The sequence below is a fragment of the Pseudomonas sp. NFIX28 genome (assembly GCF_900107395.1).
GTDB lineage: Bacteria > Pseudomonadota > Gammaproteobacteria > Pseudomonadales > Pseudomonadaceae > Aquipseudomonas.
On record NZ_FNPW01000002.1, the window covers coordinates 253,826 to 272,121 of the forward strand.

Annotated in this window: 15 protein-coding genes; 2 read left to right on the forward strand and 13 right to left on the reverse strand. The window is 65.3% G+C overall.

Annotated elements, in window-relative coordinates; all coding sequences use genetic code 11:
• Window positions 1-92: 92 nt before the first annotated feature.
• Genes BLV20_RS04600 through BLV20_RS04610 form a run of 3 tightly spaced genes read right to left on the reverse strand, consistent with a single transcriptional unit; the run spans window position 93 to window position 1,861 of the window.
• Entirely contained in the window at window positions 93-764 is a 672-nt protein-coding gene (locus BLV20_RS04600) for a GNAT family N-acetyltransferase (protein WP_092297630.1), read from the reverse strand.
• Between the two features lie 18 nt (window positions 765-782).
• On the reverse strand, window positions 783-1,229 hold the full coding sequence (locus BLV20_RS04605; RefSeq protein WP_092297632.1) for a GNAT family N-acetyltransferase: 447 nt from the start codon (window positions 1,227-1,229) through the stop codon (window positions 783-785).
• Window positions 1,226-1,861: an FMN-binding negative transcriptional regulator gene (locus BLV20_RS04610; RefSeq protein WP_092297635.1), complete on the reverse strand. Its 636-nt coding sequence runs from the start codon at window positions 1,859-1,861 to the stop codon at window positions 1,226-1,228. Before BLV20_RS04610 ends, BLV20_RS04605 begins: the two co-directional genes overlap by 4 nt.
• Window positions 1,862-1,983: 122 nt before the next feature.
• Here BLV20_RS04610 and BLV20_RS04615 point away from each other — a divergent pair, with 122 nt between their 5' ends.
• Both BLV20_RS04615 and BLV20_RS04620 read left to right on the forward strand, forming a co-directional pair.
• On the forward strand, window positions 1,984-3,546 hold the full coding sequence (locus tag BLV20_RS04615) for a MocR-like pyridoxine biosynthesis transcription factor PdxR (RefSeq protein WP_092297638.1): 1,563 nt from the start codon (window positions 1,984-1,986) through the stop codon (window positions 3,544-3,546).
• Between the two features lie 40 nt (window positions 3,547-3,586).
• Window positions 3,587-4,798 carry a YeeE/YedE family protein gene (locus BLV20_RS04620; RefSeq protein WP_092298491.1) on the forward strand — a complete coding sequence of 404 codons (1,212 nt, stop codon included), beginning with the start codon at window positions 3,587-3,589 and terminating at the stop codon, window positions 4,796-4,798.
• A gap of 152 nt (window positions 4,799-4,950) precedes the next feature.
• Here the strand turns inward: BLV20_RS04620 and BLV20_RS04625 are convergent, their stop codons facing one another.
• The 10 genes from BLV20_RS04625 to BLV20_RS04670 all read right to left on the reverse strand — a co-directional run bounded on the left by BLV20_RS04625 (window position 4,951) and on the right by BLV20_RS04670 (window position 18,292).
• Window positions 4,951-6,051: a polyamine ABC transporter substrate-binding protein gene (locus BLV20_RS04625; protein ID WP_092297641.1), complete on the reverse strand. Its 1,101-nt coding sequence runs from the start codon at window positions 6,049-6,051 to the stop codon at window positions 4,951-4,953.
• A 14-nt stretch (window positions 6,052-6,065) separates the two neighbouring features.
• The gene (locus BLV20_RS04630) at window positions 6,066-7,097 is read right to left on the reverse strand and encodes a histone deacetylase family protein (protein WP_092297644.1); all 1,032 of its coding nucleotides are present in this window, start codon (window positions 7,095-7,097) and stop codon (window positions 6,066-6,068) included.
• 162 nt (window positions 7,098-7,259) lie between these two features.
• On the reverse strand, window positions 7,260-9,179 hold the full coding sequence (locus tag BLV20_RS04635) for an ankyrin repeat domain-containing protein (protein ID WP_092297647.1): 1,920 nt from the start codon (window positions 9,177-9,179) through the stop codon (window positions 7,260-7,262).
• Window positions 9,180-9,250: 71 nt separating this feature from the next.
• On the reverse strand, window positions 9,251-10,243 hold the full coding sequence (locus tag BLV20_RS04640) for an AraC family transcriptional regulator (protein WP_092297650.1): 993 nt from the start codon (window positions 10,241-10,243) through the stop codon (window positions 9,251-9,253).
• 136 nt (window positions 10,244-10,379) lie between these two features.
• Complete coding sequence (locus BLV20_RS04645; RefSeq protein ID WP_092297653.1) at window positions 10,380-11,429, reverse strand: asparaginase; 1,050 nt, start codon at window positions 11,427-11,429, stop codon at window positions 10,380-10,382.
• Between the two features lie 102 nt (window positions 11,430-11,531).
• Entirely contained in the window at window positions 11,532-12,986 is a 1,455-nt protein-coding gene (locus tag BLV20_RS04650) for an alanine/glycine:cation symporter family protein (RefSeq protein WP_092297656.1), read from the reverse strand.
• A gap of 490 nt (window positions 12,987-13,476) precedes the next feature.
• Entirely contained in the window at window positions 13,477-14,706 is a 1,230-nt protein-coding gene (locus tag BLV20_RS04655) for a hypothetical protein (protein WP_092297659.1), read from the reverse strand.
• Window positions 14,707-15,862: 1,156 nt separating this feature from the next.
• A complete protein-coding gene (locus BLV20_RS04660; protein WP_092297662.1) occupies window positions 15,863-16,822 on the reverse strand; it encodes a PDR/VanB family oxidoreductase in 960 nt (319 codons plus the stop codon).
• Window positions 16,815-17,261: a Rid family hydrolase gene (locus BLV20_RS04665; protein ID WP_092297667.1), complete on the reverse strand. Its 447-nt coding sequence runs from the start codon at window positions 17,259-17,261 to the stop codon at window positions 16,815-16,817. The genes BLV20_RS04660 and BLV20_RS04665 overlap by 8 nt, the downstream gene beginning before the upstream one ends.
• A complete protein-coding gene (locus BLV20_RS04670; RefSeq protein WP_007928484.1) occupies window positions 17,258-18,292 on the reverse strand; it encodes an aromatic ring-hydroxylating oxygenase subunit alpha in 1,035 nt (344 codons plus the stop codon). The genes BLV20_RS04665 and BLV20_RS04670 overlap by 4 nt, the downstream gene beginning before the upstream one ends.
• Window positions 18,293-18,296 lie beyond the last annotated feature (4 nt).

The following is an 18,296-nucleotide window of genomic DNA, read 5'->3' on the forward strand; positions in this document are numbered from 1 at the left end:
AGGCTGCGATCGAGCGGCACGCTCGCAGGGATCTTGCGGACGCTGGAGACCCTGCGGGTCTATCGCAGGCTGCGCCAGCGGCTACACCGGCTTTAGCCCCGGCACTGCGCCAGTCCCTTCAACTGCCCCGAGCCGCTCTGGTTGTCTTCGCTCAACCAGCGCTCGAACCCCGCGCCGACTTTCGGCCATTCGGAGTCGAGGATCGAATACCAGGCGGTATCGCGGTTCTGGCCCTTGACCACCATGTGCTGGCGGAACACGCCTTCGAAGCTGAAACCCAGGCGCTCGGCCGCATAACGCGAGCGGGCGTTGGCGTTGTTGCATTTCCATTCCAGGCGGCGGTAACCCAGGGCGAAGGCTTCCTTGGCCAGCAGGTACACCGCTTCGGTGCTCTTGGGCGAGCGCTGCATGGGCGCGCCGAAGGTGACGTGGCCGATCTCGATGCGGCCCTGGGCCGGGACGATCGACATCAGGCTGAGAATGCCTTGCACCTGGCCGCTGGCCCGGTCGACCACGCTGAAGAAATACGGGTCGCTGTTGGCCGCATGGTTGTTCAGCCAGTCATTGAACGCGCTGCGTTCGGTAAAGGGCCCGTAGGGCAGGTAGTCCCACAGCTTGGGGTCGGCGCCCGGGCCCTGGAAGGCTTGCCACAGGTCGTCGGCGTGGCGTGCCGGGTCGAGTTTTTCCAGGCGGATAAAGCGCCCTTCGAGCAGGGTGGTCGACGGCGGCGGCACGCCTTTCCAGTCGGCGAGTGAGGTCGGCATGGGGTTCTCCTTGAACGCTTAAAGGGCTTTGCGAAATTGAATGAAACCCGGGCACTCGGCGATCCGCTCGTAGAGCTGGATGGCCGTGGCGTTGGTTTCGTGGGTCAGCCAATGGACCTTGCAGCAGCCGTCGGCCTTGGCGGTGGCGTAGACGAACTCGATCAGCTGGCGACCGACGCCGGTGCCGCGTTGCTCCGGGACCACCAGCAAGTCCTGCAGGTAGCAGGAGTTCTCGATGCTCCAGTTGGAGCGATGGTAGATGAAATGCACCATGCCGACCGCCTGCTCGCCGTCCCAGGCCAGGGCGGCGTGGGTCGGCTCGGCGGGGTCGAGAAAGCGCTGCCAGGTGCTGTGGCTGACCGTGTCGGCCAGCTCGGTCTGGTAGAAACGCAGGTAGGCCTGCCACAACGGCAGCCAGGCTGCGTGGTCGGCTGCGGTGACGGGGCGAATCCGGATCTGGCTCATGGTTGCTCCTGGCGCATCAGTTGGGACATGTGCTGGTCGCGAGGGTCGGCGCTGGCGGCCAACCCTTCGCGCACGCCGGCGAAGTCGGCGGCGGTGCGGTTCTGGCTGAGTTTGCGCTTGCCCTCCAGGCGCTGGATCGGCAAGGCGAAGGCGACGATGGCGCGCAGCATGCTGTCCATGAAATCGGCGGGGGCGTCCTCGAATGCCCAGGGGCTGGCGCGGCCGGCCTCATGCTGCTGGGTGAGGGCGCTGACGATCTCGCGGATGCGTTGCGGGTCTTCGAACACCTCGGCGCCGCCATAGGCGTGCACCACCTCGTAATTCCAGGTCGGCACCACCTTGCCGTGTTCGGCCTTGCTCGGGTACAGCGACGGGCTGATATAGGTTTCGGCGCCCTGGAAAATCACCAGGGCCTCGGCGCCGCTGGCCAGTTCCTGCCATTGCGGGTTGGCCCGGGCCAGGTGCCCGTAGAGGGTGCCGTACTGGCCCTGGTCGCGGTTCAGCAACAGCGGCAAGTGACTGGCCTGCAAGCCGCGCTCACCACAGGTGACCAAGGTGGCCAGGCGGCTGTCCTGGATCAGCTGGTGCAGGGTCGGCAGGTCTTCTTCGGCAAAAGCGCGGGGTAGGTACATGGAAAAATATCCTTGGCGAATGGCTGCATCCTAGGCAGGCTATTGGTCTGTTGTAAGAGCCATCTTCGGTCAATTTCATAGGTCCATTTCGCCGGTCCAGCCAGCGGCTCAGGAGCACGTCCATGAACAGCCCGACATTGCCGCTTTCCTTCAACCCCGCCGGTATCGAGCTGGATCGCGGCCAGGGTCTCAGCCGCCAGCTGTACCAGGCGCTGCGCCAGCGGGTGCTGGACGGCCGGCTGGCCAGCGGCACCCGCCTGCCGGCTAGCCGCGACCTGGCGGCGGCCCTGGAGATTTCCCGCAACAGCGTGGTGCGCGCCTATGACCAGCTGTACGCCGAAGGTTTTATCGAAGGCCGGGTCGGCGACGGCACTTATGTGGCGCAATTGCCCGCCAGCCGGCTACCGCTGGAAAAACCCGCGAAAAAATTATCCACAAAAGTATCCACAGGGTTATCACCAGGCTTACCCACAGGGTTATCCACAAAAAGCATGATTTTACCTGGGATTACATCCAGTAAAGTTATCCACAGCGAGGCTTTGCAAAGGGTACAAGAGCACCATTTGGCGACCCCGCAAAGCGGTCCGCCACGGGCTTTTCGGGTGGGCATTCCGGCCTTCGATCTGTTCCCGTTCGAGGTCTGGGCCAAGCTGAATGCGGCTTTCTGGCGCAAGCCGGATCTGCGCCAACTGTGTTATGGCGATTCGGCCGGCGAAGAGCGCTTGCGCGGCTTGATCGCGGCCTACCTGCGCAGTTCGCGCGGTATGCAGTGCAGTGCTGAACAAATTGTGATCACCAGCGGTGCACAACAGGGCATCAGCCTTTGTGCACAGTTGCTGGTGAACCCTGGCGACGGCGTGGCGGTGGAGAACCCCGGCTATCGGGCGGCCGGGCATGCCTTCGCGATTGCCGGCGCGCGCCTGCACGGGGTGGCGGTGGACAGCGAGGGTTTCGACTGCGCGGCCCTGGCGGCCCTGGGCGATTGCCGCCTGGTATATGTCACGCCGTCCCACCAATACCCCACCGGCGTGACCCTGAGCCTGGCCCGGCGCCTGGAACTGCTGGCCTGGGCCGAGCGCACCAACGGCTGGATAGTCGAGGACGACTATGACGGCGAGTACCGCTACAGCGGCGCGCCGCTGGCCCCCCTGGCCGCGCTCGACCGCCAGGGCCGGGTGTTGTACGTCGGCACTTTCGGCAAGGTCGCGTTCCCGGCCTTGCGCCTGGGTTACCTGGTGCTGCCGCCGGCGCTGGTGCAACCCTTCGCCCAGCGCCGGGCGGTGGATGTGCGCCACTCCGAGGTCAGCACCCAGGCGGTGATGGCCGAATTCATGGCCGCCGGGCATTTCCAGCGGCATATCCGGCGCATGCGCCGCGCCGCCTTGAGCCGGCGCAACGCCTTGCTGGCCGGCTGGCCTGTGGATATCCCCGGGGTGGGCAAGTTGCCGAACGTGGCGGCGGGCCTGCACCTGACGATCCCGGTGCAGAGCCTGGCGCGGGAGCGCGAACTGGTGGAAAAGGCCGCCGCCGTGGATGTCGAGATCAACGGCCTGAGCAACTACTGGCTGCCGGACTCGCCCCAGCCGGCGGACCAGCGCGCCGGCCTGGTGCTGGGCTTCGCCGCGGTGCCCGAGGCCGATATCGCCTGTGCCCTGGAGCGCCTGCGCCGGGCCTGGAAAGTGTGACGTCTATACTCGCGGCCAATGTCTTTTGCCGAGCCCGCTCATGAGCCTGATTCTATCTGCGGCAGCCGAACGCAAGTTCGGCGCTCCCTTGTTCGCTTTACTCGCATTGCTGGGCGCTGGCGCATTCCTCCAGGTGCAGGTCGGTTCGCGCCAGGTGTGGCTGTTGCTGCTGGGGGCGGCCCTGGGCCTGGCCCTGTACCACGCGGCTTTTGGTTTTACCTCGGCCTGGCGGGTATTCATTCGCGATCGTCGCGGCGCCGGCCTGCGGGCGCAGATGGTCATGCTGGCGCTGGCGGTGCTGCTGTTTTTCCCGGCGTTGGGCGCGGGCAGCCTGTTCGGTTCGCCGGTCACGGGGCTGGTGGCGCCGGCCGGGGTCTCGGTGATTGTCGGCGCGTTCATCTTCGGTATCGGCATGCAACTGGGCGGCGGTTGTGCGTCCGGCACGCTGTTCACCGTGGGCGGCGGGAATGCGCGGATGCTGGTGACCCTGCTGTTTTTCATCTGCGGCTCGCTGATCGCCACACATCATGTGGACTGGTGGTTCGCCTTGCCGTCGCTGCCGCCGGTGTCCATCGTGCAGCGCCTCGGCGTGGCACCGGCGCTGGGGCTCAGCCTGGGTCTGTTCGCCTTGATCGCCCTGGTTACGGTACGCCTGGAGAAGAGCCGCCACGGCACCCTGGAGATGCCGGTCGAAAGCGCGCACCAAGGCTGGCGTCGCCTGCTGCGCGGGCCCTGGCCGTTGGTGTGGGGCGCGGTCGCCCTGGCGCTGCTGAACTTCGCCACCCTGGCGCTGGCCGGGCGGCCCTGGGGCATTACGTCGGCGTTTGCCTTGTGGGGCGCCAAGGTCGCCAGCGGGCTGGGGGTGGATGTCGGCAGCTGGGTGTTCTGGCAGGGCGCAGCGAACGCCAAGGCCCTGGCCGCGCCGGTGTGGCAGGACATCACCAGCGTGATGGATCTCGGCATCGTCTTCGGCGCTTTGTTGGCGGCGGGGCTGGCCGGGCGCTTTGCGCCGAGCCTGAAGATTCCCGCGCGCTCGCTGGTGGCGGCGGTGATCGGTGGTTTGCTGCTGGGCTACGGCGCGCGCCTGGCCTACGGCTGCAACATCGGCGCCTATTTCAGCGGCATCGCCTCCGGCAGCCTGCACGGCTGGCTGTGGCTGGTGGCGGCGTTCATCGGCAACGGCGTGGGCGTGCGCCTGCGGCCGTGGTTCTTTGCCGAGGAACGCCAGCCGCAAGGGCTGACAGGCTGCTGAGCTTCCGTAGGAGCGAGGCTTGCCCGCGATAGGGCCGCCGCGGTGTATCAGCTACACCGCGTTATCGTTCATCGCGGGCAAGCCTCGCTCCTACGGGCAGGTGCCGGGCAGGTTGTTCGCGGGCAAGCCTTGCTCCTACGGTATGGGGTGGGTCAGGTTCCGGACTTGATCTTGGTCCAGGCCCGGGTTCGCGCCCGTTCCGCGTCACGTGGCAGCGGCCGCAGGGTGTACAGCGTGCTCATCGCCGCGGCGGTCGGGTACAGGTTGGGGTTATTGCGGATCGACGGATCGACCAGCTCGGTGGCGTCCTTGTTCGGGTTCGGATAGCCGACGAAGTCGCTGACCGGGGCGATCACCTGCGGTTGCAGCAGGTAATTGATAAAGCGGTAGGCATCGTCCGGGTTCTTCGCGCCTTTGGGGATCGCCAGCATGTCGAACCAGATCGGCGCGCCTTCCTTGGGCAGGCGCATGTCCACCACCACGCCGTTCTTGGCTTCCTTGGCGCGGTTGGCGGCCTGGGAGAAGCTGCCGGAATAGCCGACCGCCACGCAGATATCGCCATTGGCGATGTCGGCCATGTATTTGGACGAGTGGAAATAGGTCACGTAGGGGCGGATCTTCAGCAGCAGCGCCTCGGCCTTGGCATAGTCCGCCGGCTGCTTGCTGTTGGGGTCCAGGCCCAGGTGCTGCAGGGCCAGCGGCAGGATCTCCGACGGCGAGTCGAGCAGGGCCACGCCGCACTGCTTGAGCTTGCTGATATTTTCTTCCTTGAAGATCAGGTCCCAGCTGTCCACCGGCGCATTCTCGCCGAGGGCGGCCTTGACCTTGGCTGGGTTAAAGCCGATCAGGATGGTGCCGTACATGTAGGGCACGGCGAACTTATTGCCCGGGTCGTTGGCCTCGATCAGTTGCATCAGCTTGGGATCGAGGTGGTTCCAGTTTGGCAGCTTGCTGCGGTCCAGCGGCTGGAACACCCCGGCCTCGATCTGCTTGGCCAGGAACACATTGGACGGCACCACCACGTCGTAGCCGGAATTTCCGGTCAGCAGCTTGGCCTCCAGCGCCTCGTTGGTGTCGAAGATGTCGTAGACCAGCTTGACCTGGGTGTTCTCGGCCTTGAAATCTTCCAGGGCCTTGGGGGTGATGTAGTCGAACCAGTTGTAGACGCGCAGGGTGCGTTCTTCGGCGTGCGCCGCGCCGCCCAGCAGCGCCGCGCAGAGCGCGGGCGCGATGTAGCGTTTGAGCCTGTTCATGTGGCGGGTTTCCTTCACTGGGCGTTGTTAAAGCCTTCGAGAACGTTCACGGCGTTGATGCCGATTTCTTCCACCGCGTAGCCGCCTTCCATGACGAACAGCGTCGGCTTGCCCAGGGCGGCGATGCGTTGCCCCATGGCCAGGTAGTCCGGGCTGTCGAGCTTGAACTGCGAAATCGGGTCGTCCTTGAAGGTGTCCACGCCCAGCGACACCACCACTATGTCGGCGCCATAACGGCGGATTTCCTCGCAGGCCTGTTCCAGCGCCGCGCTCCAGCTGTCCCAGCCGCTGCCGGCGGGCAGCGGGTAGTTGAAGTTAAAGCCGACGCCTGCGCCTTCGCCGAGTTCGTCGGCATAGCCCAGGAAGAACGGGAATTCGGCTTCCGGGTGGCCGTGGATCGAGGTGAACAGCACGTCGCTACGTCCGTAGAAGATCGACTGGGTGCCGTTGCCGTGGTGGTAGTCGACGTCGAGGATCGCGACCTTCTTGTGGCCCTGGTCGAGGAAGGCCTGGGCGGCGATGGCGGCGTTGTTCAGGTAGCAGTAGCCGCCCATCAGGTCGCTGGCGGCGTGGTGTCCCGGTGGCCGGCACAGGGCGAAGGCACTGCGCGCGCCGCGCTGGATCACCGCCTGGGCGGTCAGCGCGACTTGCGCGGCGCTGTAGGCCGCCTGCCAGGTGCCGGCGGTAATCGGCGCGCCGCCGTCGAAGCTGTAATAGCCGAGTTGGCCGTGCAGGCTGGTGGGGATCACGCTGCGCAGGGTGCGCGCCGGCCAGGTGTAGGGCAGCAGGTCGCCGTCGATGCCCTGGGCGGCCCAGCGGTCCCAGGCGCCCTTGAAGAAGTCCAGGTAGGCGCGGCTGTGGATGCGCTCGATCGGCCCCAGGCCGAAGTCCCGCGGCGCCTCCACCGGGCCCAGGTTGCGGTATTTCACGCGGTCCAGCACGTGGTCGGCGCGCGAGGGCATTTCGAAGCAGGGCATCAGTTGCCCGTCGATCAGTTCGCAGCGGCCGTGGTGCAGGTGGTGATCGTCCGAGTAGATCGTCAGCATTTCTTGTTCTCCGCAGGCTGGTTCGGTGCTTCACAGTCTTGCGGCGCCGGGGCTTTTGGAGAACGGCAGGAGCGGCCAAAAGGGGATCAATATGGCCAAAGTCTCTGTCCGAAATTCGCCCCCCGAAGCAGCGCGGCGCCCCATTGCGGGGCGCCGGCGGGTTCAGCTTGCGGGCGGCGCTTGATCGAAGCGCTGCAGCACCTGGAGCATGTCCTCGCGTTTTTTCCGGGTGAGGATACCCAGCAGCAGGGCGCGGCCGTTTTTCTCGCAGCGCTGGCCGGCATTCGGATCGGCGCCTTTCTCCAGCAGCAGGGTGAACATGTCCAGGGTCTCCTGCTGGCTGACAGTGGGGGACTTGTCGTCGGCGGAGGTCTTGTCGGCGACGAGCGTCAGCAGGCTCTGGCCGCCGGGTTGTTGGTTGGAGCAGGTGCCACGGCCGTAGCTCAGGTTGAGGTTGGCGCCGGCTTCGATCAGCAGCCTCATTGCCGCGTAGTTGTTGCCCCAGAACGCCCGGTACAGCGCGGTTTCGTTGTCATCCACGGTGCGCAGTTCGAGGTTCTGCGGGTGTTGCAGCAGCCAGGTGAAGCCTTCGAGGTTGCGCTTCTGCTCGGCCAGCTGCATCAGCGGGGTGTAGCCCCGGCTGTTTTGTTCGTCGACGGCGACGCCGGCTTCCAGCAGGAATTTGAGGCGCCCGCCCTGGTTCAGGTCGGGGCCGTCCTTGAGGTCGCGCTCCATGGCCAGCAGGGCCAGGGTGCTCCATTTGTACGGGCCGCTGGTATGGGCGCCGTGGGCCAGCAGCAGCCGGGCGATCTCCAGGTTCGGAGCGTCCAGGGCATGCAGCAGGGCGCTGCGCCCGTCGTCGGCCATGACCTCGCCACTGACGCCACTGGTCAGCAAGCGCCGGACCTCGGCCGCGTCGCCGGCATCCACGGCGGCCACCAGCGGCCAGAAGCCCTGGCAGGCCTGCGGGTTGGCGGACTTCAGGGCCAAACGCTGCAATACGCGCGGCGGCACGCTCAGTTGGCGTTGCAGGCGCAGGCCGCAATACAGCCGATAGCGTTCGATGGCGCGGCCCTGGTGGATGTTGTCCAAAGGCCGCTTTTCAAACTGGGCCCAGTCCAGGTCGGCCAGGTTGAGGTAGGTCGGCATGCGCCCGGGTTCCCGGCGCAACACCTCCAGCAGCCAGGGGCGGGCGGTTTTCAGCTGGCCGGCTTCGCTGGTCCAGTAGGCGATGTCGTTGAGCAGGCCCGGGTATTCGCTGCGGTCCTGGGCCATGCTGCGAAAGTCATGGGCGGCAAAGAAGTCTTCCACCTGGCGGATGCCCGGCGCCTTGTCCTTGGCTTTGCGCAGTTGCTCGTGGAGTTCGCGGAACTGGGTCCAGACGTCGTCCGCCGTGGCCGGCGGCGAATAGGCATTGAAGGTGATCGGCCCTGCGCCGCTGCTGAAGGGCCGGAACCACGCGGGAAAACGCTGCAGGGCGTACAGCCACTGTTGCTCGATCTCGCTACCGATCGGTTGCAGCGGCGTGAAGTCCATCTGGGTCAGGTCGCGGCGGTGACTGACGGCCAGCATCGGCTGCTGCGGATAGCGCTGGTCGATCAGCAGATAACGCTGGCTGAGCTGCCAGCCTGGGCTGATGCAGTTGAAGCTCAAGGGCGTCAGGCTCAGCCCGACTTCGAGTTGATTGCTCGGCGGCCAGTTGTCCGAGACCTGGATCGGGTCGTCCGGCGAGACGCAGGCCCGTAGCTCCTCGGGGCTGAACAGCGGCAGGGGCGGCGACTTGTAAATGCGCTGCTGGTACTGCTCGTCCTGATAGGCGTTGAGATAAAACAGCCCGCGATACTGGCTGAGCACGATCCGCGCCGGCAACTGCTCGAGGCCCGGCAGGGGGAACGGCTTGATCTGCAAGGTGGCGGTTTCCGGTTCGTCCAGGACGATACCGCGGGAGACTTGCCACCATTTGATCTTGGCCAGGTCCAGGTCGAATGCCTGGACGGCGGGGGCGATGGCGAGCATCAGCAGCGCCAGGCCGCTCGCGCAACAGCGCAGGTGCCTGGCGACGATGCCTGTAAAGAAGTTCACGTTTGCAGTCCCTTGCCGATATGAAAGGTCGGCAATGTAATGCAATCGGCGGCTTTATGCCGGGGTTTGTGTCAGGGCCGGAACTGGCTCGGGGCGACGCCGCTCCAGCGCACGAAGGCATGGCGGAAACTCGCGGTTTCGCTGAAGCCCAGGGCTTCGGCGATGCGGTAGATCGGCAGGTCGTCCTCGCAGAGCATCTGCTTGGCCCGCTCGAAGCGCAGCTCGTCGAGCAGTTCCTGGTAACTGCAACCCAGGTCCTTGAGGTGCCGGCGCAGGGTGCGGGCCGAGCAGTTCATCTGTTCGGCCAGGCCTTCCAGGCCCGGCGCGGCGTCCAGTTGCGCCGCCAGCAGCTGGCGGATGCGCCCCAGCCAGGCCTGGCGCCCGGTGAATTCGGTGTTTTGCTTGCGGCAGCGTTCGGCCATGGCCTGGTGGGTGATGGCGTCCGCCAGGGGCAGCGGCTGCTCGAGCCAGCGCCGGTCGAAGGCGAAGGCGTTGCTGGCCGCGTCGAATTGCAGCGGGCAGTCGAAGCGCTCGGCGTAGCGGCTCTGGTAGTCGGGCGCGGGGTAGTCGAAGCGGGCGCCGCGCAAGGGCAGCGGGTGGCCCAGCAGGTCGTCGCAGATGACCTTCATCGACACCAGGCAAAACTCGATATTGAAGGTCGCCAGCGCCGGGTTCTCGCGGTAGTCGGCGGCGGTCAGCCAGATCAGCTCGCCGTCCGCCTCCAGGCTCAGCTCGAAAAGTGTTCCCAACAGCGCCGGATAACGCAGCGCCAGGCGCAAAGCGTCACCTAAGGTGGCACTGGTGAGCAGGGCATAACCGAGCATGCCGTAGCTGGAAACGTGCATGCGCCGGCCCAGCTCCAGGCCGATATCGTGGCGCAGCGCCACGGCGTTGGCGCATACCAGCATTTCCTGGTTGGTGGTGATGCGCGTGTCGGCGCGGCTCAGGTCGGCGGCGTTGATGCCGCTGCCGGCCAGCAGCGCATCGCTGGGCAGCCCTTGGTCCTTGAAGGTGTTGAGCACCAGCGAGACGGCGTTGAGGGTGGTGAGGTGGGAATGCAGCATGTCCGTTTCCAGCCCGGGGGATGCTGAAAACGGAGCAATTTGTATGCCGCGCCACGTGATTCTCTGTAGGAGCGAAGCTTGCTCGCGATGAATTCCAACGGCGCTGCGGTGTGACTGTTGGAGCGCCGCTTTGCGGCTATCGCGGGCCAGCCTCGCTCCTACGGGAGGAGCGAGGGGAGGGGCAGCTCAGCTCGCCGCACAGGTCCAGTTCCACCAGGCGCCGCACTTCGGCGCTGTCCAGGCCGGCGCCCAACAGGGCGTTGAGCTTGCCGAACGCCGCTTCGCGGGTCATGCCGCCGCCGGACAGCACGCCGACGCCGCGCAGGCGGCTGCCGGCCTCGTAGATGTCCAACTCCACGCCGCCTTCATGGCATTGGGTGATGGCCACGACCACGATGTCCTGGTCCCGGGCACGTTGCAGGCTGGCCAGGAACTGCGGGTTGTCGCTCGGCCCGGTGCCGCTGCCGAAGCACTCCAGCACCAGCGCCTGGATGCCGCTGCCCAGCAGGGCGTCGAGCTGTTCGGCGGCGATGCCCGGCACCAGCGGCAGTACGCCGACCCTGGCCAGTTGCTTGGCCTGGCGGTAATCCAGCTGCGCTGGAATCGAGCCCGCCTTGGCTCCGCCGCCCTGGCGCTGCAACGCGGCGAACGGATGACGGCCAAAGCTGCGGATCTTCGCGCAGCGGGTCGGCGCCAGCAGTTCGCCGTGGAAATACAGGTGCACGCCCGGGGCCAGGCCCTGGCCGAGGGCAACCAGCGCGCCGCCGAGGTTTTCCCAGGCATCGCTGTCGGCCACGCCGGCCGGCAGCATCGAGCCAGTGAATACCACGCGCGCGTGCAGGCCCAGCAGCTGGAAGCTCATGGCCGCGGCGCTGTAGGCCAGGGTGTCGGTGCCGTGCAGGATCAGCACGCTGTCGCAGCCCTGCGCGTCGACCGCATCGACCACGGCTTCGCGCAGGCGCTGCCAGTAGGCGGGGGTCATGTTGGCGCTGTCGATCAGCGGCGCCATCTCGCGAAAGCGCCAGTTGGGCACCACCAGCCCGGGCTGGCTGTCGAGGTAGTCGCGCATCCGCGCCTCGAAGCCCGAGGCCGGGGCCAGGCCGTGGGCGCTGGCCTGCATGCCGATGGTGCCGCCGGTGTAGAGCACCATGACGTTCTGCGCGGCAGGATAGGTAGTGGAATTCATTGGGAAGTCTCCGGAACGATGACAGCGTGCGGTCGAGCATGACGCCGACCGCAGGGTGTGTCACGTCGGGCGCAACCAGAGGTTGCGCCCGACTCTGACCGATCAGCGTTGCGCTGCGGTCGCGCCTTCAGGCTGCGGGGCGGCCTGCGAGGCTTGGGCCTGTTGCGGGTTGGCCGGCCAGGCCTGGGTGTCGAGGTCCAGGTCCGGGAACTTGGCGGAGTCGAACACCGGGGTCTTGATACCCGCCGCGCGCTGGTCGTCGTAGTCGCGCAGGATGCGCATGGCGATCTTGAACAGCAGCGCCAGGGCGATCAGGTTGACGAACGCCAGCAGGGTCATGGTGATGTCGGCGAAGGCGAATACGGTGCTCAGGTTCTCGATCGCACCCCAGAAGATCAGCACCAGCACCAGGGCGCGGTAGCCGATCAGCGCCTTGCGGTTGTCGCCGATCAAAAAGCGCAGGTTGCTCTCGCCCAGGTAGTAGTTGTAGAGGATCGAGGTGAACACGAAGAGCGCCAGGGCCACGGAAATGAACATCCGGCCCCATTCGCCGACCACGGCGGCCAGGGAGTTCTGGGTCAGGGCGATGCCGTCGCCTTCGAAGCCCGGGGTGTAGAAGCCCGACAGCAGGATCAGCAGTGCGGTGCAGGTGCAGATCACGAAGGTGTCGAGGAACACGCTGAACGCCTGGACCACGCCCTGCGCGACCGGGTGCTCGACCGAGGCCACGGCGGCCACGTTCGGCGCGCTGCCCAGGCCGGCTTCGTTAGCGAATACGCCGCGTTTCACGCCCATGATGATGGCGCTGCCGATCAGGCCACCGAAGGCCTGGTCCAGGCCGAAGGCGCTCTTGACGATGGTCATCAGCATGTCCGGCACCTGGTCGAACTGCAGCACGATCACGTAGATGGTCACGCCGATGTACGCCAGGGTCTTCACTGGCACCAGCAGGTCGGCAACCTTGGCGATGCGCTTGATGCCGCCAATGAACACCAGGCCCAGCAGGATCGCCAGGGCGACGCCGGTGTAGGTGGTGTCGAAGCCGAAGGCGTTGTTCAGCGAGTGGGTCACGGCGTGGGCTTGCAGGCCGTTGAAGGCGAAACCGAAGGTCACCAGCAGCAGGAAGGCCATGACCATGCCCAGCCAGCGCTTCTGCAGGCCGTGCTGGATGTAGTAGGACGGGCCGCCGCGGAACTGGCCTTCGGAATCGCAGCGCTTGTAGAGCTGGCCGAGGGAACATTCGATGAAGCTGCTGGACATGCCGACCAGCGCGGTCACCCACATCCAGAACACCGCGCCCGGGCCGCCCAGGGTCACGGCGATGCCGACACCGGCGATGTTGCCCGCGCCGACGCGGCCGGCGAGGCTGAGCATCAGGGCCTGGAAGGAGCTGAGTTGGCCGGCGCTGCTTTTCAGGCTGTCGCGGAATACCGCGAACATGTGGAAGAAGTGGCGCAGCTGGACGAAACGCGAGCGGATCGTGAAGTAGCTACCGAGCCCGACAATGAGCACGATCAGTACTTTCCCTGAGAGGAAGTCGTTGATGACTTCGAGCATGGAGTATTCCTCGCTGTTTTTTGTAAAGGCAGAAGCTGGACAGTCCGAAACATCGAGTTACACACCGTCGCGCAGGCAGCACGACAGGTGGGCCGAGTGTTCGTCCCGGTTCCAATTCGCGGGTTGTTATTAGTTCGGGTTTCCCGTGAGGTTGAGCCTCGTTACCGACGGCTGCCTACGTGAAGAGGGGGCGCACTATACCGGTGCGCGCGCTCGCCGTCTGCATGTAGCGCGTCGAGCCGAGGAACGGCAGGCGGGGCAAGGGGCTGAATCGGTTCTCGCGCAAGCGCCCCGGCAAGCTTTATCGCCTGCGTAGGAGCGCAGCTTGCTCGCGACGAACGTCAACGAAAATGCGCTGTGGCTGGCAGGGCGCCGCTTTGCGGCTATCGCGAGCAAGCTTCGCTCCTACGGGGCGATGGGGGCGTTTTCGTAGGAGCGGGCCGGTCGACGCTCGATTGCCCGCGATAAGCGCGGCGCAGTCCGCCAGGCCTTAGAAGTAGTAGCCGATGTTGACGTTGGTCCGGTAGTACCACTGGTTGCTGCCCACCGAGCTGGTGCTGGTGAAGCCGCTGCCGTTCTCCGCGCCGCCGTAGGGGTTGGCGTTCCGGGCCCAGGTCAGGTCGACCCAGGCCATGATCGGCATGGCCAGGAATTGCGCGCCCACGGTGTACATCTGCGAGTCGTCCCAGCCGCTCTTGTCTTTCATCATCCGGCTGTAGTCGTTGTAGAGCTTGATCTTCTTCAATTGCCCAAGCTTGGGCGTGTAGATGTCGTAGCCGACGTTGAACGAGGCGATCGTGGCCTTGGAGGCGATCAGGTACGCCGGGGTCAGGCCGTTGCCGCCCATCAGCACCGAGTCCTGGCTGACGCCGGCCGGGTTCTCGGGGTCGAACTCATAGCGGATGCCTTGGGTAGTGACGGTCCAGGGGCCCTTGCTGATGACCGCGTGCACGCCCGCGGCCCAGTAGTCGCCATCGTCCTTGGTGGTGGCGTTGTAGAGCTGGGCGGTGGCCAGCGAGGCGCCGATCTCGGTCTTCCAGCCATCGCTGTTGAAGGTCCGCGCCACACGGGCGTTGAATTGGTTGCGCTTCTCGTTGTCCTGGCGCGACTGGGTGAAGGCGATGGCGTTGTTATCGAGGTCGGCGTAACGCCCGACTTCCGGCGAGTAGCGAATGTCCGTGGGCAACATGCGCGGGAAGTAGCCGAGCTGCACGTCCCAGTCCTGATCCTTGTAGGTGTATTTGAGGCCTGAGCCGGCGCTCACGCCGTAGCCCATGAAAAACGGGATGTGATAGCTCCAGCCGAATTGCGGATAGGGCTCCAGGCCGAAGGGCTTGAACGGCGCGCCCAGTTGCAGGTTGGAGTTGGCGTTGAGCCGGTAGCCGACGAAGCCGCGGTCGATGGAGCGCTTGCCGTCGTCCTGGAACCAGTAGCCGATGTCGCTGTAGAGGTTCTTGTAGGTGGCCTGCACATCCAGGCGGAAAGTGTCGAACAGAAACCTGCCGTTGTTCTCGGTGGTGTCCCAATGTTCGTCGCGGTAGTTGGTGCGCAGCGCGCCGCCGATATCCAGGCTGCTGTCGCCGTCGTCACTGCGCCAGGAAATATGCGGGAAAGGCTTGTTGGCGGCGTTGGCCCGCACGGGGGCGGAAGGAATGGGTTCGACGGCGAAACTTGCGCAACTGACTACCATCAATCCTGCACAGAAGACATGACGTTTCATTTTGACCTCACCTTTAATGCTCGGCGCTACCTGACGATCGGCAACACTCGTCCGCTTGCCAGATAAGGCAACTGTGGGGGAGCGGGTCTTGCCGGGTTAAGTGCGGTTTATTGTTGTTTTATCGGCGGAACGCCGTTTGGCCTGTGGATTTACAAGGGCTAGAGCAGGAACTGTGCCAGGCACCCGGAATATTGACTGCTTGCGGAAAGTTGATTGAAAACAATTGTTTATATGGGAAACACGGCACTTTGTGCAGCCAGTGAAACAGCGGGGAAAGTCGGTAACAAAGTTGCGCGTTATAGGTGCGACTTTATTGCACGCTGTTAAATAAGCGGGCATCCAGTTGTTTTATCCATGAACAACCCTGGGTCGCAAAAGTTTATTTACCGCCAATAAACCACCCGCATAAACAAAATCCCCTGTAGCCGCTGCCGAGCCCCGCGAGGCTGCGAACGGCCCCGCAGGGGCCGCCATGCGGGCGCTGCGGGGTATCAATTGAATCGCGCTTGGCAGGTTTTGCGGTTGCTGCGCAACCGATCGCAGCCTCGCGGGCTCGGCAGCGGCTACAGCGGACGTTTGCAGGTTTTCAGCGGTTTTGGCGGTTGTTTTGCGGGGGCGGCTGTTTTGTGGGCCTTCGGCGGGCACCTGGATTCTGTAGCCGCTGCCGAGCCCCGCGAGGCTGCGAACGGCCCCGCAGGGGCCGCAATGCGGGCGCTGCGGGGTATCAATTGAATCGCGATTGGCAGGTTTTGCGGTTGCTGCGCAACTGATCGCAGCCTCGCCCGCTCGGCAGCGGTTACAGCGGCTACAGCGTTTGCAGGTTTTCAGCGGTTTTGGCGGTTGTTTTGCAGGGTGCGGCCATTTTGTGGACCTTCGGTGGGAACCTGGATTCTGTAGCCGCTGCCGAGCCCCGCGAGGCTGCGAACGGCCCCGCAGGGGCCGCCATGCGGGCGCTGCGGGGTATCAATTGAAACGCGATTGGCAGGTTTTGCGGTTGCTGTGCAACCGATCGCAGCCTCGCGGGGCTCGGCAGCGGCTACAGCGGACGTTTTGCAGCCTTTCAGCGGGTTTGGCGGTATGTAATAGCCGTACAGGCTTTGCCTGGCAACAATTACGTAGCGATTACGTAACAGTTACATAGCGATTACATAGCGCGTTAGAGGTCCAGCACCAATCGGCGGCTCTTGCAGCCGGAAACACAGACCATCATCGATCGGTTGGCTGCCCGTTCGGCCTTGGTCAGCACGCCGTCGCGGTGGTCGATCTCGCCTTCCACCACCTTCGTTTCACAGGAGCCGCAGACCCCTTCGCGGCAGCTGTGGTCGATGTCGCAACCGGCTTCGAGCAGTACATCCAGCAGGCTCAGGCCGGGTTCCACGGACAGGGTCTTGCCGGACTTTTTCAGCTCGACGCTGTAACTGCTCTGGGCGTCTTCGCTGGGCGGCAGCTCGGCGGCGGCGAAGCGCTCGATGTGCGCATGGGGATAACCCAGGCGTTCGCAGGTGGCTTCGAAGGCGTCGAGCATCGGCGTCGGGCCGCAGCAGTAGAAATGCGTGTCCGCCGGCTGGCCGGCAAGGTAGGAGGCGAGGTCCGGCGGCGTGCCTTTCTCATCGTTGAAATGGTAGATCACCCGGGCCTTGAGCCCGCCCAGTTCTTCCACCAGCGCGGCCTCCTGGCGCGAGCGCGCGCAGTAGATCAGCTCGGCGGATTTCCCCAGCGCCAGCAACTGGCGGAACATGCAGTAGATCGGCGTGATGCCGATGCCGCCGGCCACCAGCACGCTGTGGCTGGCGCTCGGGTCCAGTTCGAAGTTGTTGCGCGGCGCGGCGATCGACAGCTGCATGCCGACCCGCAGCTGGCTGTGCACGTACTCCGAGCCGCCGCGGCTGTTGCGGTCGCGCAAGATGCCGACCACATAACGGCCCTGGTCGCTGGGCGAGTTGAGCAGCGAGTAACTGCGCACCAGGCCGTTGGCCAGATGCAGGTCGATGTGCGAGCCGGCGTCGAATGGCGGGAACACCGTGTCGCCCAGGGGCCGCAGCTCGACGCTGATGATGCCTTCGGCTTCGTAGCGCAGGGTATGGACGCGCGCGGTGAGGAGGGAGGGTTTAGACATCGTTCACCTCTAAGACGGTACGCAGGTCGACATCGAGCCGGGCGTCGGCCTCGATCTCGACCCGTAGTTCGGGAAACACCAGCGCGCTGACCGCCACCAGGGTGGAGGTCGGGAGCAGCGCCTGGCCAGCAAAGAAATCGCGCCGGGCACGGCCTGCCTGCTCCTTGTCGGCGATGTCGGTGAGGTACACCGTCAGCCGGCAGATATTGCCGACATGGCCGCCGGCGGCTTCCACCAGCGCCTGGATCTTGCCCAGCACCAGCAGGGTCTGGGCGTAGCAGTCCAGCGCCGCGCCGGCTTGCGCGGCCTCGCGGCTGGCGGGGTGCGCGGTCATGCCCGACAGCAGCACCTCGTGGCCAATCACCAAGGCATTCGACCAACTGGCCCCGGCCGGCTCGGCCACGGCTGCACTGCGAACCCGGTGCACGGCCTGGTTCATGGCAGCTGCTTCGCTTCGATGAGCTCGAGCTGGGCCTTGGCGGCGTTCTTCAGGTAGCGCCGCAGCCGCACCACGCCCAGGTCATGCTGGTAGAGGTTCTCGCGCTGGTTGGCGTCCGGCTCCATGAATTCCAGCAGCACCCGGTCCTGCTCCAGCACCGCCCAGTGCCGCGCTTCCAGGCGGTTCTTGTAGAGGAAACGCCAGGTGTCGCGCTGCCAGCCGGTCAGCGGGCGGCAGCGCCAGTGGAACACCGCCGCCAGCGAGCGGCTGCTCGGGGTGTAGCTGCCGATGATGGTGAAGTTGCCGCCCGGACCGCCGGTTTTCGGGTAGGGAATTTCCAGGCGCAGCCAGTGGCAGCCGTTGTCCATGAACTCGGTCCAGTCGAAGTTCACCCCGCGCTGGCCTTCCTTCTCGAAGAAGAAACCGTTGTCGGTGTCGCGGGTGACGAACTTGGCGGTGGCTTCGCCTTCGCTCATCGAGTGCGACATCTTGTGCAGGTAGGTGCCGTGCATCGGGTCCATGACGTTGTCGAGCACGTAGCGGTAGTCGCCTTTCCACTCGGTGTAGCAGACGAAGCTGCTCCACTCGGGGGAGCTCAGTTGCTCCGGCAGCACCAGTTCCGGCGGGGTCTCCAGGTGCGGGTCGGTGGCGTTGAACAGGAAGATCGCGCCGGCGGCCTCGCGGGTGTGGAACATGCGCGTCGGGCGGCTGCCTTCGAGCTTGCAGCCGGGACTGCCGGGCACCTTGGTTACCGTGCCGTCGCAGCGCACTTCGACGCCGTGGTAAGGGCATTGCAGGCGATCGCCCAGCACCGGCCCCTGGGACAGCGGCGCGCCGCGATGCGGGCAATGGTCTTCCAGGGCATGGACGCTGCCATCGTTGTCGCGCCACAGGGCGATCTTGTAGCCCAGGCGGCGCACCGATACCGGCTTCTCGCCCAGCAGGTCCGAGGGCAATACCGGGAACCAGAGGTCCTTGAGGCCATTGGCCAGGTGATTTTCAACAGGGTCGACGGTCAGTTGCGTATTCATCTTG